The sequence below is a fragment of the Acinetobacter sp. genome, assembly GCF_050285345.1.
Taxonomy (GTDB): domain Bacteria; phylum Pseudomonadota; class Gammaproteobacteria; order Pseudomonadales; family Moraxellaceae; genus Acinetobacter.
Genome location: NZ_JBLZXR010000003.1, coordinates 1 through 15,505 on the forward strand (window position 1 = coordinate 1; position 15,505 = coordinate 15,505).

Sequence of the window (15,505 nt, forward strand, 5' to 3'; positions counted from 1 at the left end):
TTCAACTGGACTTTAAACTTCCGTCAACAAGCTTACGACCGTTGGGTTGCTGAAGGTAAAGACGTTTCTGCTTACGACCGTGCTAAATTAATGAGCGCTGAGTACGATGCAACTGAATTAGCTGCTGATGCTGATGAAAAAGTACGTACATTCCAAGCAGATGCTTCTCGTGAAGCGGGCGTGTTCCATCACTTGATCACACTTCCGACTTACCACACAGCTGCGCTTTCTACTCATGAGCTTGCTCAAGGTTACTTCGGTTCTGAAGGTATGTTGGCTTATGTTGCTGGCGTACAACGTAAAGAAATCCGTGGCGGTATCGCTTGTGTTAAACACCAAGCAATGGCGGGTTCTGACATCGGTGATGATCACAAAGAAATCTTCTCTGGTGACAACGCTCTTAAAGCGCACGATGATGCTAAAAATACAATGAACCAATTCGCTGCTCACTAAGCACTGAACTGATTCGAAAAACCCAGCGTAAGCTGGGTTTTTTTATAGGTAGAAATGAGGAAAATAAAAAAGTACCTGTATCTAGATGCTTTAAAGAATTAAGATTCGAAAAATAATATGGGTAGGATTTTATCTTTAAATTTAACCTACTAAAATAATCAGCCACACAAAGAAAATAATACCCAATGAGACAAATTGTGCGGCGCTGCCCATGTCTTTGGCATTTTTAGAAAGTTCGTGACGTTCAAGTGAAATACGATCGACCACGGCTTCAATCGCAGAATTAAATAATTCGACAATTAGAGCAAGCAAACATACGGCAACCATCAGGGCTTGCTCAGCTGCAGAAACATCAAGTAAAAAACTGGTGGGAATTAATACCACATTCATCAAGACGATTTGACGAAAAGCAGCTTCATGAATAAAAGCTGACTTAAAACCTGCCATTGAATATTGGGTCGCATTCAGAATACGTTTCAGTCCTGACTTGCCTTTAAATGGGGAGATTTCACTCATAGCGGTTGTATAGAGATATTGCATTAAATTGACAGCAATATAGCAGAGCTAGCTTAAAGTTTTCTTGCAATGAATGACGTTATTGAAAATAAAGAATGAAATCATCCAGTCAGTAGGAAATCTGAGAGCAAGCCTTTATTTATTCTGCGTTTATTTGTACAAGCGCTTAAATTACAAATGAAATTCAGGCACAATGCGGGTGTTTTTTTAGTTTTTTGAAGTTTCTACTTCATTGCAGTTTAAGAATAAGAGTCATATAGGTCGACCATGAAAAAATTAAGTTTTGCTGTATTGACGGCAGGTCTTTTCTCTAGCCAGCTATTATTTGCAGAACCCGCAGTTGTTCAGACGGAAGTTCAAACAGGTGTGTCTCAACCGGTGGGTTATTATCCTTTTCAAGTTGGGCAATATAAAGTGATTGCACTTCGTGATGGTTCACTTGAGCTTAGTCCATCGTTATTTAGCAAAAATTTAACGCAGGAAGAACGTACTGCACTGTTTAGCAAGCTTACGATTGATCAAAACAAAGGGATTCAAACCAGCGTCAATGCGTATTTGGTGGATGATGGGCAAGGTGGCATTAGCCTGATCGATAGCGGTGCTGCAAGTTGCTTTGGTGGTAATCTTGGTTCCATTGCACAAAATATTGAAGCAGCAGGCTATAAATTAAATCGTATTCGAACAGTATTATTGACCCATCTACATCCTGACCATGCTTGTGGTATTAGTACACAAGGCAAAGCTGTTTTCCCGAATGCAACGGTTTATGTGAATGAACAAGAAAATGCCTATTGGTTAAATGAGGCAACGGTTGCCACGTTAGCAGCAGATAAGCGTGAAGGCTTTCTCGACACAGTCAGTAAAATTAAAGCAGCAGTTGCACCGTATCAAAAAATGAGAAGTTTCAGAACATTTAGTCATGGTTCGGTAATTAATGGTATTGAGGTTCTTGAGAGTATTGGACATACCCCTGGGCATTATTCATATCTTTTGAAATCACAAGACAAAAGTTTTGCGATTTTAGGCGATGTGGTGCATTCACAGCATTTGCAGTTTGAACAGCCGAAGCTTTCAGTTGAGTTTGACGTGGATCCAGTCAAAGCAAGCGAAACACGGATTGCGATTTTTAAACGTTTTGCACAGGAACAAACATTTGTGGCTTTTGCTCATTTAGCTTTTCCGGGTATTGGTAAAATAAGTGAAATGAGGGATGGTCAGTTCCGTTGGAATCCACTACATTCAGCTCCGACAGCTCCGACAGCTCCGACAGCTCCGACAGCTCCGACAGCTCCGACAGCTCCGACAGCTCCGACAGCTGCTACAGCTCCGACAGCTCCGACAGCTCCGACAGCTCCGACAGCTGCTACAGCTCCAATAGCTCTGACAACACCAGAAGTTCCACCTGCCAAAGTACCAACAACAGCCGAATACCTAGCGCAACCACTCTAACTGTAGATTGAGCAAAGTGATGGATGAAAAAAGACGCCTTGGCGTCTTTTTTCATTGGGATAGCGTTAAATTTTTGCTTTGATGTAATGTGTTTTTCCCAAATTTGAGATATCCGAAAAAAACACTATACATTTCAGTGTGATTAATTTTTTTTGTACGGCTATTACAATATTTAGGTGTTAAAAAATAATAACGGAATTAGTTTTGTCATATAAATTGACTAAAATAATGAACAGAATCATTTCTCTATATCTCCTACATATTTTCTACATCTTTAGAAATAAACTGAGTTTTTATGTAGTAAGAGCTTGTATTCACAGCTATTGTGATTGATGATCAAAAAGATCTAACAATATTCAACACTCAATCATTTTTAATCAATTTTCTTCTTTAAAGTGACATGGACTGATGCTGTCTAAGTTTTTTATTCATCGACCTATTTTTGCAGGTGTACTGGCCATTATCGTCATGGCGGTTGGTCTTTTTGCGGTTTTAAATTTAGCAGTAGAACGTTATCCCGATATTGCACCACCTCGAATTACCGTAAGTGCAAGCTACAGTGGGGCATCGGCAGAAACAGTTGAAGAAAGTGTCACGCAAGTGCTTGAACAGCAAATTAAGGGTATTGATCATCTGCTGTATTTTAGTTCAAGTAGTGATTCATCCGGTCGTAGCCGAATCAGCATCAGTTTTGAAAATGGAACAGACCCGGATACAGCACAAGTCCAAGTGCAAAATGCCATTAATGGGGTAATCAATCGTTTGCCCGAAGACGTGCAGCGCCAAGGGGTAAATGTCTTTAAATCACTTGGTGATACCCATATGGTGATCGGCCTGTATGACGAAACCGGTCAAAGTTCAAACATTGAATTGGGCGACTATATGATGACCCATCTGGAGCAAGACATTGCTCGGATTGATGGGGTGGGGGAAGTCGATGTCTTTGGGGCGCAATTTGCTATGCGGATTTGGCTGAATCCTTTAAAACTCAAACAATATAGCCTCATGCCAAGTGATATTCGCGCGGCAGTCGAAGCGCAAAATACCCAAGTCGCAGCCGGTGCAGTAGGTGATTTGCCAGTCATCAAAGATCAATATCTAAATGCCAAAGTGACCTCAGGCTCGCGCTTAAAATCAGTCGAAGAATTTGAACAGATTATTGTCAAATCAGCCAAAGACGGCAGCTTTGTCTATTTAAAAGATGTGGCACGGATTGAACTAGGAGCTGAAAATTATCAAGGTGTGAATACCATCAACGGCTATCCCTCTTCGGGGATGGGAATCTCATTGGCCTCTGGAGCAAATGCCTTAGCCACTTCGGCTTTAATTAAGCAAGAAATTGAGTTGTTGGCGCAGCAATTACCTGCGGGCTATAAAATTGTTTATCCACGTGACAATACGCCATTTGTGCAAGAATCAATTAAAGAAGTGGTGAAAACTCTATTTGAAGCGGTGCTACTTGTGGTGCTGGTCATGTTTATTTTCTTGCAAAATTGGCGCGCGACCTTAATTCCTGCCATTACCGTACCTGTGGTGATTTTAGGAATTTTGGCGATTCTGTATGCCTTAGGTATGACCATTAACACCTTAACGCTGTTTGCGCTCGTGTTAGCCATTGGTCTGTTGGTTGATGATGCCATTGTGGTGGTTGAAAACGTTGAACGTTTAATGCATGAGCAGCAACTTAGTGCAAAACAAGCGGCAATTGAGTCCATGCACGAAATTAGTGGAGCATTGGTCGGTATCACTTTGGTATTAACTGCGGTGTTTATTCCCATGGCTTTCTTTGGTGGATCTACTGGGGTGATTTACCGTCAGTTTTCGATTACTTTGGTCGCAGCAATGGGGCTATCACTGTTGGTTGCACTGATTCTAACCCCAGCGTTATGTGCCTTAATTTTAAAACCCAATCCACAACCTGCAAAATGGGCCCATTGGTTTAATACAAAATTGGAGGGGCTCAAGCAAAAATATCTCACATTAGCCCATATCACTGTGCGTTATCGTTTGTGGACGCTGGTGTTATTTGCAGGCTTGATCACGGTTTTTGCCTTGTTTTATCGTGCGTTGCCGACCAGTTTTATACCGAGTGAAGATCAGGGAATTTTAAGTGTACAGGTGAAATTACAAGAAGGCGCACCGATGGCAAAAAGCCGTGAAGTGGGTGAGCAAGTTCGCCAATATTTTTTGACCGAAGAAAAAGACAATGTGGATTTGGTGATGATTCGCTATGGCCGCAATTTTTCGGGCACAGGACAAAATCTGGGGCAAGGTTACATTGCATTGAAACATTGGGATGAGCGTTCAGGCAAAGAAAATTCTGCGCAAGCGATTCGTGAACGTGCCATGAAGCATTTTAAAACCTTCAATAATGCGCAAATCAACGTCAGCATGCCGTCATCCGTGAGTGGTTTGGGACAAACTGATGGTCTGGAATTTTGGTTACGCGATATCAATGGCGAAGGGCGTAGCTATCTTGGTGAACAATTTAAAGTCTTAAAAGATAAAGCACCGCAATTTAGCAGTTTTGAAAACTTAGATCAGCGATCGAATCCTGATAAAGCTGAACTCAAAGTAGATATTGACCAAAAGCAAGCCATGGCCATGGGGTTGAATCAAAATGCAATTAATAGCACCTTAAGTAGCGCATGGGGTGGCAGTTATATTAATGATTTTATTGATCGTGGCCGGATCAAGCGTGTGATGATGCAAGCAGATGCAGAATTTCGCTCTAAACCTGAAGACTTGGCCTATTGGCATGTGCGCAATGATCAAAATGAGATGATTCCATTTAATAACTTCGCAACCATTGATTGGAGTGGCGGTCCAGAAGTAGTGAATCGTTTTATGGGTTATACCGCTTTGCAGATGGAAGCAGATACGGCCAAAAATGTCAGCACTGGGCAGGCTATGCAAGATGTGAAATCTTTAGTGACACAAGTGCCGGGTGTGGATGTCGCTTGGAGCGGCTTATCTTTTGAAGAACAAAAATCCAGTAATCAGGCCATTTGGCTGTATCTAGTTTCGATTGGTTTTATTTTTCTTTGTTTGGCAGCCTTGTATGAAAGTTGGAGCATTCCTACAGCGGTGATGAGTGCAATTCCTTTAGGGATTGGCGGGAATATTCTTTTTAGTTATGTCACAGGTCTTCCTAACGATATTTATTTCCAAATTGCCTTACTGACCACCATTGGCTTGTCCTGTAAGAATGCGATTCTCATCGTTGAATTTGCAGCAATGGCACAAGAAAAAGGTAAGCATGTGATCGAGGCAGCCATGGAAGGTGCCGCACTACGTTTACGTCCCATTTTAATGACTTCTTTGGCCTTTGGTGCAGGGGTAATTCCTTTGGTATTGGCTTTGGGGGCAGGTGCTGCAAGCCGGCAAGAAATCGGGGTTAGTGTCCTTGGTGGGGTGATCTTTGGCACAGTCTTGGTGCTGATTTTTATTCCATTTATGTATGTGATGGTGCGTTCAATCTTTAAATTAAAGCCTAAGACCGAATAGGTATTTGAGCATTCAAGCTTTGACCATCATGAGATAAAAGCTTTTGATGTGAGCACTTTTATTTTTAGCAGGGCTAGATTGCATTGATCTTGCGAATGTTGTTTGAAAATTCAAATGCAATCAGACAGAATGAGGCCTGAAAATAAACCTCGAATAATAAGAGCGTGATTGTATGGCTGATTTAAACAGTTTGAATACTGCATTAAGTTTGAAATTACAGCATCAGCTTTATGATGAAGCACTGGGACTCATTCAACATTTAAATTATGCAGACCAAGCGCGTTTAATTCAGCAGTTCTCATTTCCACAACAAATTGAATTGCTGAGCCGCATGGAGCATCAAGGCTTGGTGTTTGAGTTTTATCCGTTTCATTTGCAAAAAGAATTAATTGAATATTTCCCGCTGAATTTACAAATTGATGTATTGGAAGATATGCATTCGGATGATGCAACGGATTTATATAAAAGTCTTCCACAAACAGAACAAGAACTACTCTACCCACAACTAGATAGCAGTACACAGCAGCATTTACGTACTTTAGCAGGTTATGCAGAAGAGTCTGCTGGCGCGATTATGAGTTCAGATTATGTGAGCTTGGCGCCCGAACTCACCATGCAGCAAGCCATCGATGCACTACGGTTACAGCCCCATGATCGGGAAACTTTATACCTGATTTATATCACCAATAATGCACAGCAATTGATCGGGGTGATCTCGCTTAGACAAATTTTGCAAGCCCCTCTTGATGCGACCATTCATCAAGTAATGACACAGGAGTTGGTGGTGGGGAATGTGCATGAAGACCAAGAAAGTATTGCCAAAAAACTCAGCGAATATGACTTTATGGCACTCCCGATTATTGATGAACACGGGACATTAGTCGGGATTGTCACTTATGATGATGCGATGGATGTGGTGCAAGCAGAAACCACCGAGGACTTTTTAAAAGCCAGTGCGGTTCAAGTTGAACCGGGGATGAGCTTGAAAACGGCTCCCATTTTACGTTTATACCAAAAACGGGTGTTTTGGCTGGTGATTTTAGTTTTTGGCAGTTTGTTGTCGGGACTGGGGATTGCTTATTATGAAGACGTCATCGCCACCCATATTGTTTTGGTCTTTTTCCTACCTTTGTTGGTGGGGAGTGGCGGAAATGCGGGGTCACAGTCAGCAACCTTAATGGTACGGGCATTGGCGATAGGTGATGTCACAGCCAAAGACTGGTTTAAATTAATGGGGCGTGAAAGTCTAGTTGCACTGTGTCTCGGGGGCACCATGGCGCTTGCCGTATCGATCTTAGGTTATTTTCGTGGTGATGCCTTGGTGGCTTTGGTTTTAGCACTCAGTATGTTGGGCATTGTGTTACTGGGCTGTTTAATTGGCATGAGCCTCCCATTCATTTTAAATAAACTTAAACTCGATCCAGCCAGTGCTTCAGCGCCCTTGGTTACCTCAATTTGTGATGCAACCGGTGTGGTGGTCTACTTGATGATTGCTTCACAGATCCTAGATTTTTAATACTTAGCATTTTGCTACAGATCGAATGACTTTAATATGTTTTAATCTCAGTGATTTAGATGATATCTCTTCGGAATAAAAATGCCTGAACCAATCAAACCCAAAATGTCGCAACAAGAAGTCATTCGTCTTGAGCGAGATCTGGCAAAATTTGCCAATATGATGGATTCAGTGGTTCGAATTCCATTTACCCGACAAGGCGTTGGGGCAGATGCCGCTCTCAGTACGATTCCTATAGCCGGGGATATCGCAGGTTTTGTATTGACCTGCTATGCCATCTACAAAGCCAAGCAAATAGGCGTACCTCAGTCAAAACTTAATGGGGTAATGAAATTGGCTGTAATTGATGCGGTGGTTGGGTTTATTCCTGTGGCAGGGACAGTTTTTGATATTTTTATCCGACCAAGCAGAAAAGCGCTGGATGTGGTGCACACCCATATACGAGATGAATATCAAATCCATTCTGACCAGCATGTGGTTCATCCTTTTTTGCATGAGAAATTAGAACGAAAGCAACAACAATCTAAGTTTTGGCGTAATCCTGTTGTGGCCTGGATCTGGATTCATTTACCCGATATTTTAGGCCTGGTTTTCTTAGCCATCTTTATTTTTGCACTTTGGATGGGCGGGGTATTTATCTGGGAGTGGATGCAAGCTCAAGGCTTTCTTTAAAAACTATCCTGACAAAATGTGATTGATTAAACAGGAAAATAAAAAAGCCTCCATTTTAGGAGGCTTTTTTGACGCTACAGGTTCGATGCCTATTAAGGGCAATCTAACTGTTGTAGTGCAGCAACACGTTGTTCAATCGTTGGGTGAGTCTGGAATAAAGCCGCTAAGCTAAAGCCTTGCTCTTGACCCGCAGAAATAGCAAATGCTTTCATTTCTTTAGGCATTTGATCTGGCATTTCAGATTCTGCTTGTAAACGTAAAAGTGCTGAAATCATTGCTTGTTTGCCTGCAAGGCGCGCACCTGCTTCGTCAGCACGGTATTCACGGTAACGTGAGAACCACATCACGATGGCAGAAGCCGCAATACCAAACACAATATCCAGTACGATAGTAATCACGAAATATGCGATACCAGGTGCTTCACCATCTTCACGACCGAAGACATTCCGGTCAATAAAGTCACCTGCAACACGTGCAAAGAACATTACGAAAGCGTTGACGACACCTTGAACCAGTGCAAGTGTAACCATGTCACCATTGGCAACGTGACCGATTTCGTGCGCCAGTACAGCACGCAGTTCATCTTTATTCATGCGCTCAAGTAGACCTGTAGATACAGCGACTAAAGCATCATTTTTGTTCCAGCCCGTTGCAAACGCGTTTGACTGGTACGATGGGAAAATGCCCACTTCTGGCATGTTAATACCAGAACGTTGTGCCAGTTGCGCAACTTCGTTAAGTAACCATGCTTCTGCTTGGTTACGTGGTGCATTAGGGTCAATTAGCTCTGTACCCGTGGTTTTTTTCGCCATCCATTTCGACATGAACAGCGAGATTAAAGAACCCACCATACCGAAGACAAAACAGATAACCAGCAAGTTGCCTAGATTTAAGCCGCCTGCACCGTGGTAACTACCGACACCGAAGAGTGACAAGATTATGCCAGCTACAACCAGTACCGCGAGGTTGGTTAGCAAGAACAAACCAATCCGCATCATTGGGGAAATCCTCTTATTATAAAAAAATAATCTGATTTACAAATTAAAAAATCATTGCAGCAAATATGAGGTGAAAGTCTTCAAATTTCAAGGAAAAAAAGAATAAATCAAACGTAGATTTACAAAAACGGTTAATTTATTCATTTAAATAAATGCGAGCAGATGCGGACGCATTGGCAGTCGCAAACGATCCACTTGGCGCATCGGTATAGCTACCATTGGCGGTTTGAATAATTTGGCGTTGCGATTTAGACGACGCAGGAGCTGAGGTAGGGTAGTTTTCGGAGCTTGCAATAATTTTACCACTTGCTGGCGCAGTTACATTATTTGAAGATGAAACGCTTAAATTACCTGAATATAAGTTGCTATAACGACTGGTCACACGACGCACATAGTCTTGGGTTTCACGAAATGGAGGAATACCACCATATTTCGCCACATTACCTTCACCAGCATTATAACCTGCGAGAGCTAGCGACGTATTGCCATTAAAGCGTTTCAGTAGCCAAGATAAATAACGCGCACCAGCCATAATATTTTCATGTGGGTCATAAGCATTCGATACATTAAAGCGTCGTGCCGTGGCTGGCATTAATTGCATTAAACCTTGTGCACCTACAGGTGAACGGGCATTGGTGTTAAAACCCGATTCGGTATGCATCACGGCTTTAATTAGCCCTTCGGAAACTCCATGTCGCGCTGCGGCTTGTTTAATAATCGCGTCAAAGGCATTTTTATTACGGCTATAGCTTGGTAAGACCGAAGCCTCATTTGAACCCCAGTTGCTATAGCTATGAATATTACTGTCTGGATAGTAGGTTTTTTTCTCTACTTTTAAATTGCTATAACGACCTTGCTTATTGGTTAATAAGGTTGTGCCGTTGCTATCACGAAGCTGGTAGATGGTTTGGCCAGCAAAACTGTTCGGTGCAGTGATAACTATCACCGCACTTCCAAGTATATAAAGCCCCACAGTCCAAATATTTTTTTTCATTTTATAGTAAGAAAAAATTCTGTCCCCAAACAGTTAATCAGAGTTTAGCAAAAAAAAATCAGATGAAAAGGCTTCAAGCCCTGATTTCTTCTTTACTTTGTAAAAATCAAGTCTTTTTGCTGCTTCAATAATCAAAAAAATATTTATTTTTTTTTAACCAGCATAACTTGACACACTTAAATAGTTGATTTTTATTAAATAAAAAATTGATCAAAAAATGACCAATTTAAATAGAAGCCTTAAAATAAGGGCAGCAGACGGTGTCAAGCCTTTTAGAATCCACAAAGTTATCCACAGCTTTTGTGGACAACTGTGGAAAAGTCCAAAAGATAAGCGTTTCGCTCAAAAAATAAACTCGACCGTATAAGATAATGCCAAGATGATGACGTGATGGTGACCGTAATTTTACATTTTGGGGAAATTACATTCTTTTGATGCGGGATGGCTGCGAATCAGCTAAAATTGCGCGGTATTTTTTTTTAGGTTTAACTCGTCTATGTTCTCGCCTGTTGAGTCCGAACAAGGATTTAATTTCAAACCAGAACTACCTACTAGCTCTGCGTATTATCGTCTCTTGAAAAAACTACGCCGTCAGGTCGGTCATGCCATTCGTGATTTTAAAATGATCGAAGAGGGCGACAAAGTGATGGTGTGTATTTCAGGTGGTAAAGACAGTTATACCTTGCTGGATATTCTGTTGCAGTTTAAACGGATTGCACCGATCAATTTCGATGTGGTGGCTGTCAACCTTGACCAAAAGCAACCGGGTTTCCCTGAAGACGTTTTACCGCGTTATTTAGAAGAAAACCAGATTCCATATTACATCTTGGAAAAAGATACCTATAGCATTACCAAACGTTTAACGCCGGAAGGTAAAACTTACTGCGCAGTGTGTTCACGTTTACGCCGTGGTTCTTTATATGGCTTTGCACAAGAAATTGGCGCAACTAAAGTGGCGTTGGGTCACCACCGTGATGACATTTTGGCGACGTTCTTCTTGAACTTGTTCCATGGCGGCAGCTTAAAAGCGATGCCACCAAAACTGTTGTCTTCGGATAAAAAGAATATCTTGATTCGTCCATTGGCTTATGTGGAAGAAAAAGACATTATTAAATATGCAGAAATGCGTAAGTTCCCAATCATTCCATGTAATTTATGTGGTTCGCAGGAAAATTTACAGCGTGCCATGTTAAATGACATGCTTCGAGGTTGGGATAAAGAGTTTCCGAAACGTTTGCACAGTATTTTTGGCGCATTACAAAACGTATCGCCTTCACAATTGGCTGACCGTGAATTGTTTGATTTCGAAGTGTTGGATGAACAACGCGAATTTGATTTTAAAACGAGCGAAAGCTGTTCAACAGAATCTGGTGAAGCTGAAAGCAAACGCATTAATATGGTGAACTTAGGATTTGCCGCAGATTAATTGAGATCGGCATGTTCATTCTATAAAGGCATTTTTCGGAATGCCTTTTTTGTATATACATTTTTTTTATCATGCTATTACAAAGATAAATATTGAACGCTGCGTACAAAAAACTTTAGCCTTTTCACAATTGAACATGCTATAACAAGCGTCAAGCAAGATAAGCTTGCACTGATGTTGTCTGGAACGGCAACACAAATGAACAAAATAAATTGAGGAAAGATCATGCCTGCTTTTTTAACTGATGATTGGTTTTCAACTGTAGAGACTTTGACAGCGCAAGCTGGTGACCTAAATTTACCGCCTGCATTGGCAAACCTTGCGATTAACCTTATAGTTACAGATGCTGCAGGCAATACTGAATTGTCGTTAGATGGTGGTGCAATTAAAAAAGGTTTATCGGCAAACGCTAAAACCACGTTAAACATGGATGCTGAAACGCTACGTAAAGTTTTCCTTGAGTTTGATATGGCTGCTGCTATGCAAGCATTCATGACTGGCAAAATCAAAGTGCAAGGTGATATGTCTCAATTGATGGCATTACAAACTGCAAAGCCAAGTACTGAGCAAAAAGATTTATTTAAGAAAGTGCTTGAGCAAACCGCTTAAGTCATTCTGAAAAAAAAGCTTACCCCTGGGTAAGCTTTTTTTATGCAAGGATTAAAATTAATCCTCACACCTCACATCTAGATTGTTGAATACTGAATTAGATATTCACCAATTGTGGCGTGGTTTTAATATGTTCCAAATAGGCACGAATACGCGTGACATATTGAACCGCCTGACGGTAACGACCATTGCTAGCTTTGTTACGATCTAAATAGGCATATAGGTTAACCCATTTGTTCGGGTTCTTGCCTTGGCTTTGAATACGTTTCTGTAGTTGAGAAACAGCACCTGGTCCCATGTTGTAGGCTACGAGTGCATACCAATTACGGTCTGGGTAAGGGATATGACTATAACGACTTAACATTTGGTCATAATACTTTGCACCACCCTGAATGCTTTGTGCCGGATCAGTACGGTTACTTACACCCATTGCTTTAGCAGTGCTATTGGTCAACATCATCAAACCGCGAACACCTGTGGGAGAAACAGAGTTCGGCTTAAGGTACGATTCTTGATAACCAATAGCTGCAAGCAAATGCCAGTCTAAATCATATTGCTGCGCTGTACGTTTAAAGCTCGCTTTATAAATCGGCATACGCTGACGCAAGTCACGCTGAATTGTATTCCATGAGTCTTCTTTCACCACATTACGATTATAAAATGAGGCAAGCTGACCAATGGCACCGCTTTGTTTTGCACGACATACAAATCCACTCGCGGTTTGACTCAATGGATCGTTGGCATTTTTAAACACCCAGTTTAAATTGCTATCTAAACCATTTTTTTGCAAAGAGATGGTATCACCGCAGCTTGCAGAAAAAGCTGTCAGGTGTTTTGTTTCGATACTATTAATACTCGAAGTCGTCATCGCCATGTTGGCTTGACCTTTGGCGACCATTTTCAACGCAGTGGCATTGTCTTTCACTGTTTGAAAATCTAATTTCACATTTAAACTGTCTGCATAGTTACGCGCAAGGTCATAACCGAAGCCATGTAGATGTTTGCCATCCTTAAATACAATGTCTGGATCGGCAACTGAAACAACAGTGATTTTACTGTTGTTGACAACAGCATCATATTGATGCGTTGTTTTGCTAGCATTGATACTGTGGAAAGGAACCAAAGCAGTACAAAGTGCAAGCGCTTTAAATGGGAGAGAGTTTAAAGAGTTAAGGCAAAGCCTCGACCCAGAAGTTGAACTACTGTGCATGTTGTCTCCGCTACAAGTAATTTATGCCCTAAAAAGCAAAGGCAAACACGCCTCAGACTTTCTCAAGTTTGATAAATTCAATAAGGGTTGGGCAGTCATGACGTCATTCAAAAATGACTAAGGTTGGACGGGAAATATGTAGAAAAATCTACGTTGGATAAAAAATGTACAAAAACTAAAAGATGTGCGCATAATAAAGAGCAAAAAAAGCCTTGTCAAATTTTGTACGAAAAAATATTAAAATATGTAACATAAATATTTGATTTTGTTTAGGAATAAATTTTATATACTTTGTCTGTGTAGAAATAGGGGATAAAATAGGCTTTTATTGTAAGCAAAACGTAGTGGGTAAAGCCTAAAAATCATCATGAAATCGAACTTAATTACCCGTAGTGGACATGATTTATTGGTCGCTGAATTGCAGCATTTATGGCATGAAGAACGACCTGAAATTACCAAAAAAGTGAACTGGGCTGCGAGCCTCGGTGATCGTTCAGAAAATGCGGATTCACTCAAATAACCCCATTTCTTATACTTTATTAAATTTAATATTTATAAATCAATGACTTAAAAATAGTATACATACTATTCATATATACTATTTAAAAAAAGATATACGAGAACCAAATGAAAAAATTGAATTTAGAAGTTATCGAAAATTGTTCATCAAATACTGAATTGCTTTTAGATTATTGGCGGTTTGATGATAATTATAAATATTCTTATACAATTAATGACTTACTTAAGAAATATGAGGTAATTAGCCCTAATGAATTATTGAAGAAGGTTAGAAAGGCTGGTTTTCTTGAAGTAAAAAAAATAAAAGTTTGTAATCTTTGCTATGAAGAATACAAAGCAAATGATCGACCATCTTTTAAATATCTTCAATTAAACTTTTTAAAAAAAGAAATTTCCTGTGCAGAATGTGAAAAATCTAATGCTTTAAAAATGACAAAAAAATTGATTTCTGATTTAAATGCAGATATTAAAATTAAAGATGAATCCTACCAATTTAAAAAATTAAGTTATTTAGAAAATATATATTTGTATGTCTTAATTGAAAATTATATTAAGAATAAAGGTATTGTTAAAAGCTGGAATTATAATACAGTTGTTAGAACTAATGGTGGGGGGGAGGTGGTTGATAATGTTATTAAGAAAGGATATATACAAGTTCGTGAAGGTTCCATAGAACTTTCTGGTAAGCAAGCAAAACTACGTTCAATTTATATGAAATATTCAAATCTTTTTGATCATATTTTGATTAATGAAGTAGAAAAAACTTTAAAACTAAATTTTGATTGTCAGTGCATTATTCTAATTCCATCTGAATTTAATTGTTTGGAAGATTGGATGATTGAAATTTTAAAAACTTTTCAAAAAGAAATGATGACAATTGAAGATATTAAGGAAGTAGAAAAATATATAATCAATAAGCGGTTTTGGGAAGTTGGTGTTCTTATGGATCAGATTTGTTTTAGAAATCATATTAAAATTAAAAAAAATAATGCTTTTGATTTTATTTTAATGGGGATGGCAAAAAAATATAATCTAGAAATTATTTATAATATTTTAAACTACCAAGCTATTAAAACTACCTCTAATTTAGATAGGTATGAACATTTTTTTGACGGAAAATTTAATTATATTAATTCTAATTTATATATTAGAAATATAGAGAATTTTTTAAATAGGATTGAGATGGATGCGAATCGTACTCTTTATACTAAGCAACTTCCTATTGACTGGGAATATTCAGAAATAGAGTTTTTTGTAGCTAATAATATTATTAAAAATAATCAGAAATGGGATAAATTTACACCTAGCGAAATTTTAGCTTTGTGGGTTGAATCTGCTGGAATACAAGATGAAGTATAAAATATTTAAAAAATAAAGGCTGTTTTACTCTTTCATTAAGGTCATTTTGATAAGATCAGTCCAAGTTTCATTTTAGATTGGCTTTGTTGCACAAACCTATCTGTAAAGGGTTTTTCAGCGATATAATTTTCAAATGAAGAAGCCTGCACACAAAATCTACCACACAACCAATTGGCTCGCATATAACCGAGCACTCATTAATCGCGGAAATATTGCCATTTGGTTTGATCCTGCTACGCAATGGTATGCGCCATCAAAAGGCAAACAAGGGCGAAAT

The 15,505-nt window shown here is 39.6% G+C and carries 10 protein-coding genes and 5 pseudogenes; 11 read left to right on the forward strand and 4 right to left on the reverse strand.

Annotation, left to right across the window (positions count from 1 at the left end):
* A pseudogene (locus ACN6OV_RS00150) lies at positions 1-453 on the forward strand (isocitrate lyase); the annotation flags it as partial.
* A 141-nt stretch (positions 454-594) separates the two neighbouring features.
* Here the strand turns inward: ACN6OV_RS00150 and ACN6OV_RS00155 are convergent.
* Positions 595-969 carry a diacylglycerol kinase gene (locus tag ACN6OV_RS00155; protein WP_427948619.1) on the reverse strand — a complete coding sequence of 125 codons (375 nt, stop codon included), beginning with the start codon at positions 967-969 and terminating at the stop codon, positions 595-597.
* Between the two features lie 267 nt (positions 970-1,236).
* Here ACN6OV_RS00155 and ACN6OV_RS00160 point away from each other — a divergent pair.
* The 5 genes and pseudogenes from ACN6OV_RS00160 to ACN6OV_RS00180 form a co-directional block, all read left to right on the forward strand.
* Positions 1,237-2,208 (forward strand): annotated as a pseudogene (locus ACN6OV_RS00160) (MBL fold metallo-hydrolase); the annotation flags it as partial.
* Positions 2,209-2,418, forward strand: a pseudogene (locus ACN6OV_RS00165) (hypothetical protein); the annotation flags it as partial.
* Positions 2,419-2,826: 408 nt separating this feature from the next.
* Positions 2,827-5,925 (forward strand): multidrug efflux RND transporter permease subunit, encoded by a 3,099-nt coding sequence (locus tag ACN6OV_RS00170; protein ID WP_427948621.1) that lies wholly within the window; start codon positions 2,827-2,829, stop codon positions 5,923-5,925.
* A gap of 172 nt (positions 5,926-6,097) precedes the next feature.
* The gene (gene mgtE / locus ACN6OV_RS00175) at positions 6,098-7,441 is read left to right on the forward strand and encodes a magnesium transporter (protein ID WP_427948622.1); all 1,344 of its coding nucleotides are present in this window, start codon (positions 6,098-6,100) and stop codon (positions 7,439-7,441) included.
* Positions 7,442-7,522: 81 nt separating this feature from the next.
* Positions 7,523-8,113, forward strand: a complete 591-nt coding sequence (locus tag ACN6OV_RS00180; RefSeq protein ID WP_427948624.1) for a DUF4112 domain-containing protein — start codon at positions 7,523-7,525, stop codon at positions 8,111-8,113.
* Between the two features lie 92 nt (positions 8,114-8,205).
* On the opposite strand, the gene htpX is transcribed toward ACN6OV_RS00180, so the two are convergent.
* Together htpX and ACN6OV_RS00190 are read right to left on the reverse strand one after the other, a co-directional pair.
* Positions 8,206-9,111 carry a protease HtpX gene (htpX, locus tag ACN6OV_RS00185; RefSeq protein WP_427948626.1) on the reverse strand — a complete coding sequence of 302 codons (906 nt, stop codon included), beginning with the start codon at positions 9,109-9,111 and terminating at the stop codon, positions 8,206-8,208.
* A gap of 136 nt (positions 9,112-9,247) precedes the next feature.
* Complete coding sequence (locus ACN6OV_RS00190; RefSeq protein WP_427948628.1) at positions 9,248-10,105, reverse strand: lytic transglycosylase domain-containing protein; 858 nt, start codon at positions 10,103-10,105, stop codon at positions 9,248-9,250.
* A gap of 496 nt (positions 10,106-10,601) precedes the next feature.
* Here ACN6OV_RS00190 and ttcA point away from each other — a divergent pair, with 496 nt between their 5' ends.
* Both ttcA and ACN6OV_RS00200 read left to right on the forward strand, forming a co-directional pair.
* Entirely contained in the window at positions 10,602-11,531 is a 930-nt protein-coding gene (ttcA, locus tag ACN6OV_RS00195; protein WP_427948630.1) for a tRNA 2-thiocytidine(32) synthetase TtcA, read from the forward strand.
* A 225-nt stretch (positions 11,532-11,756) separates the two neighbouring features.
* The gene (locus tag ACN6OV_RS00200) at positions 11,757-12,140 is read left to right on the forward strand and encodes an SCP2 sterol-binding domain-containing protein (protein ID WP_427948632.1); all 384 of its coding nucleotides are present in this window, start codon (positions 11,757-11,759) and stop codon (positions 12,138-12,140) included.
* A 97-nt stretch (positions 12,141-12,237) separates the two neighbouring features.
* Here the strand turns inward: ACN6OV_RS00200 and ACN6OV_RS00205 are convergent, their stop codons facing one another.
* Entirely contained in the window at positions 12,238-13,350 is a 1,113-nt protein-coding gene (locus tag ACN6OV_RS00205) for a transglycosylase SLT domain-containing protein (RefSeq protein ID WP_427948634.1), read from the reverse strand.
* A 367-nt stretch (positions 13,351-13,717) separates the two neighbouring features.
* Between ACN6OV_RS00205 and ACN6OV_RS00210 the strand changes: the two are divergent.
* From ACN6OV_RS00210 to ACN6OV_RS00220, 3 genes and pseudogenes are all read left to right on the forward strand, one after another.
* A pseudogene (locus tag ACN6OV_RS00210) lies at positions 13,718-13,858 on the forward strand (transcription elongation factor GreB); the annotation flags it as partial.
* Positions 13,859-13,977: 119 nt separating this feature from the next.
* The gene (locus ACN6OV_RS00215) at positions 13,978-15,228 is read left to right on the forward strand and encodes a hypothetical protein (RefSeq protein ID WP_427948635.1); all 1,251 of its coding nucleotides are present in this window, start codon (positions 13,978-13,980) and stop codon (positions 15,226-15,228) included.
* Positions 15,229-15,361: 133 nt separating this feature from the next.
* Positions 15,362-15,505, forward strand: a pseudogene (locus ACN6OV_RS00220) (IS5/IS1182 family transposase); the annotation flags it as partial.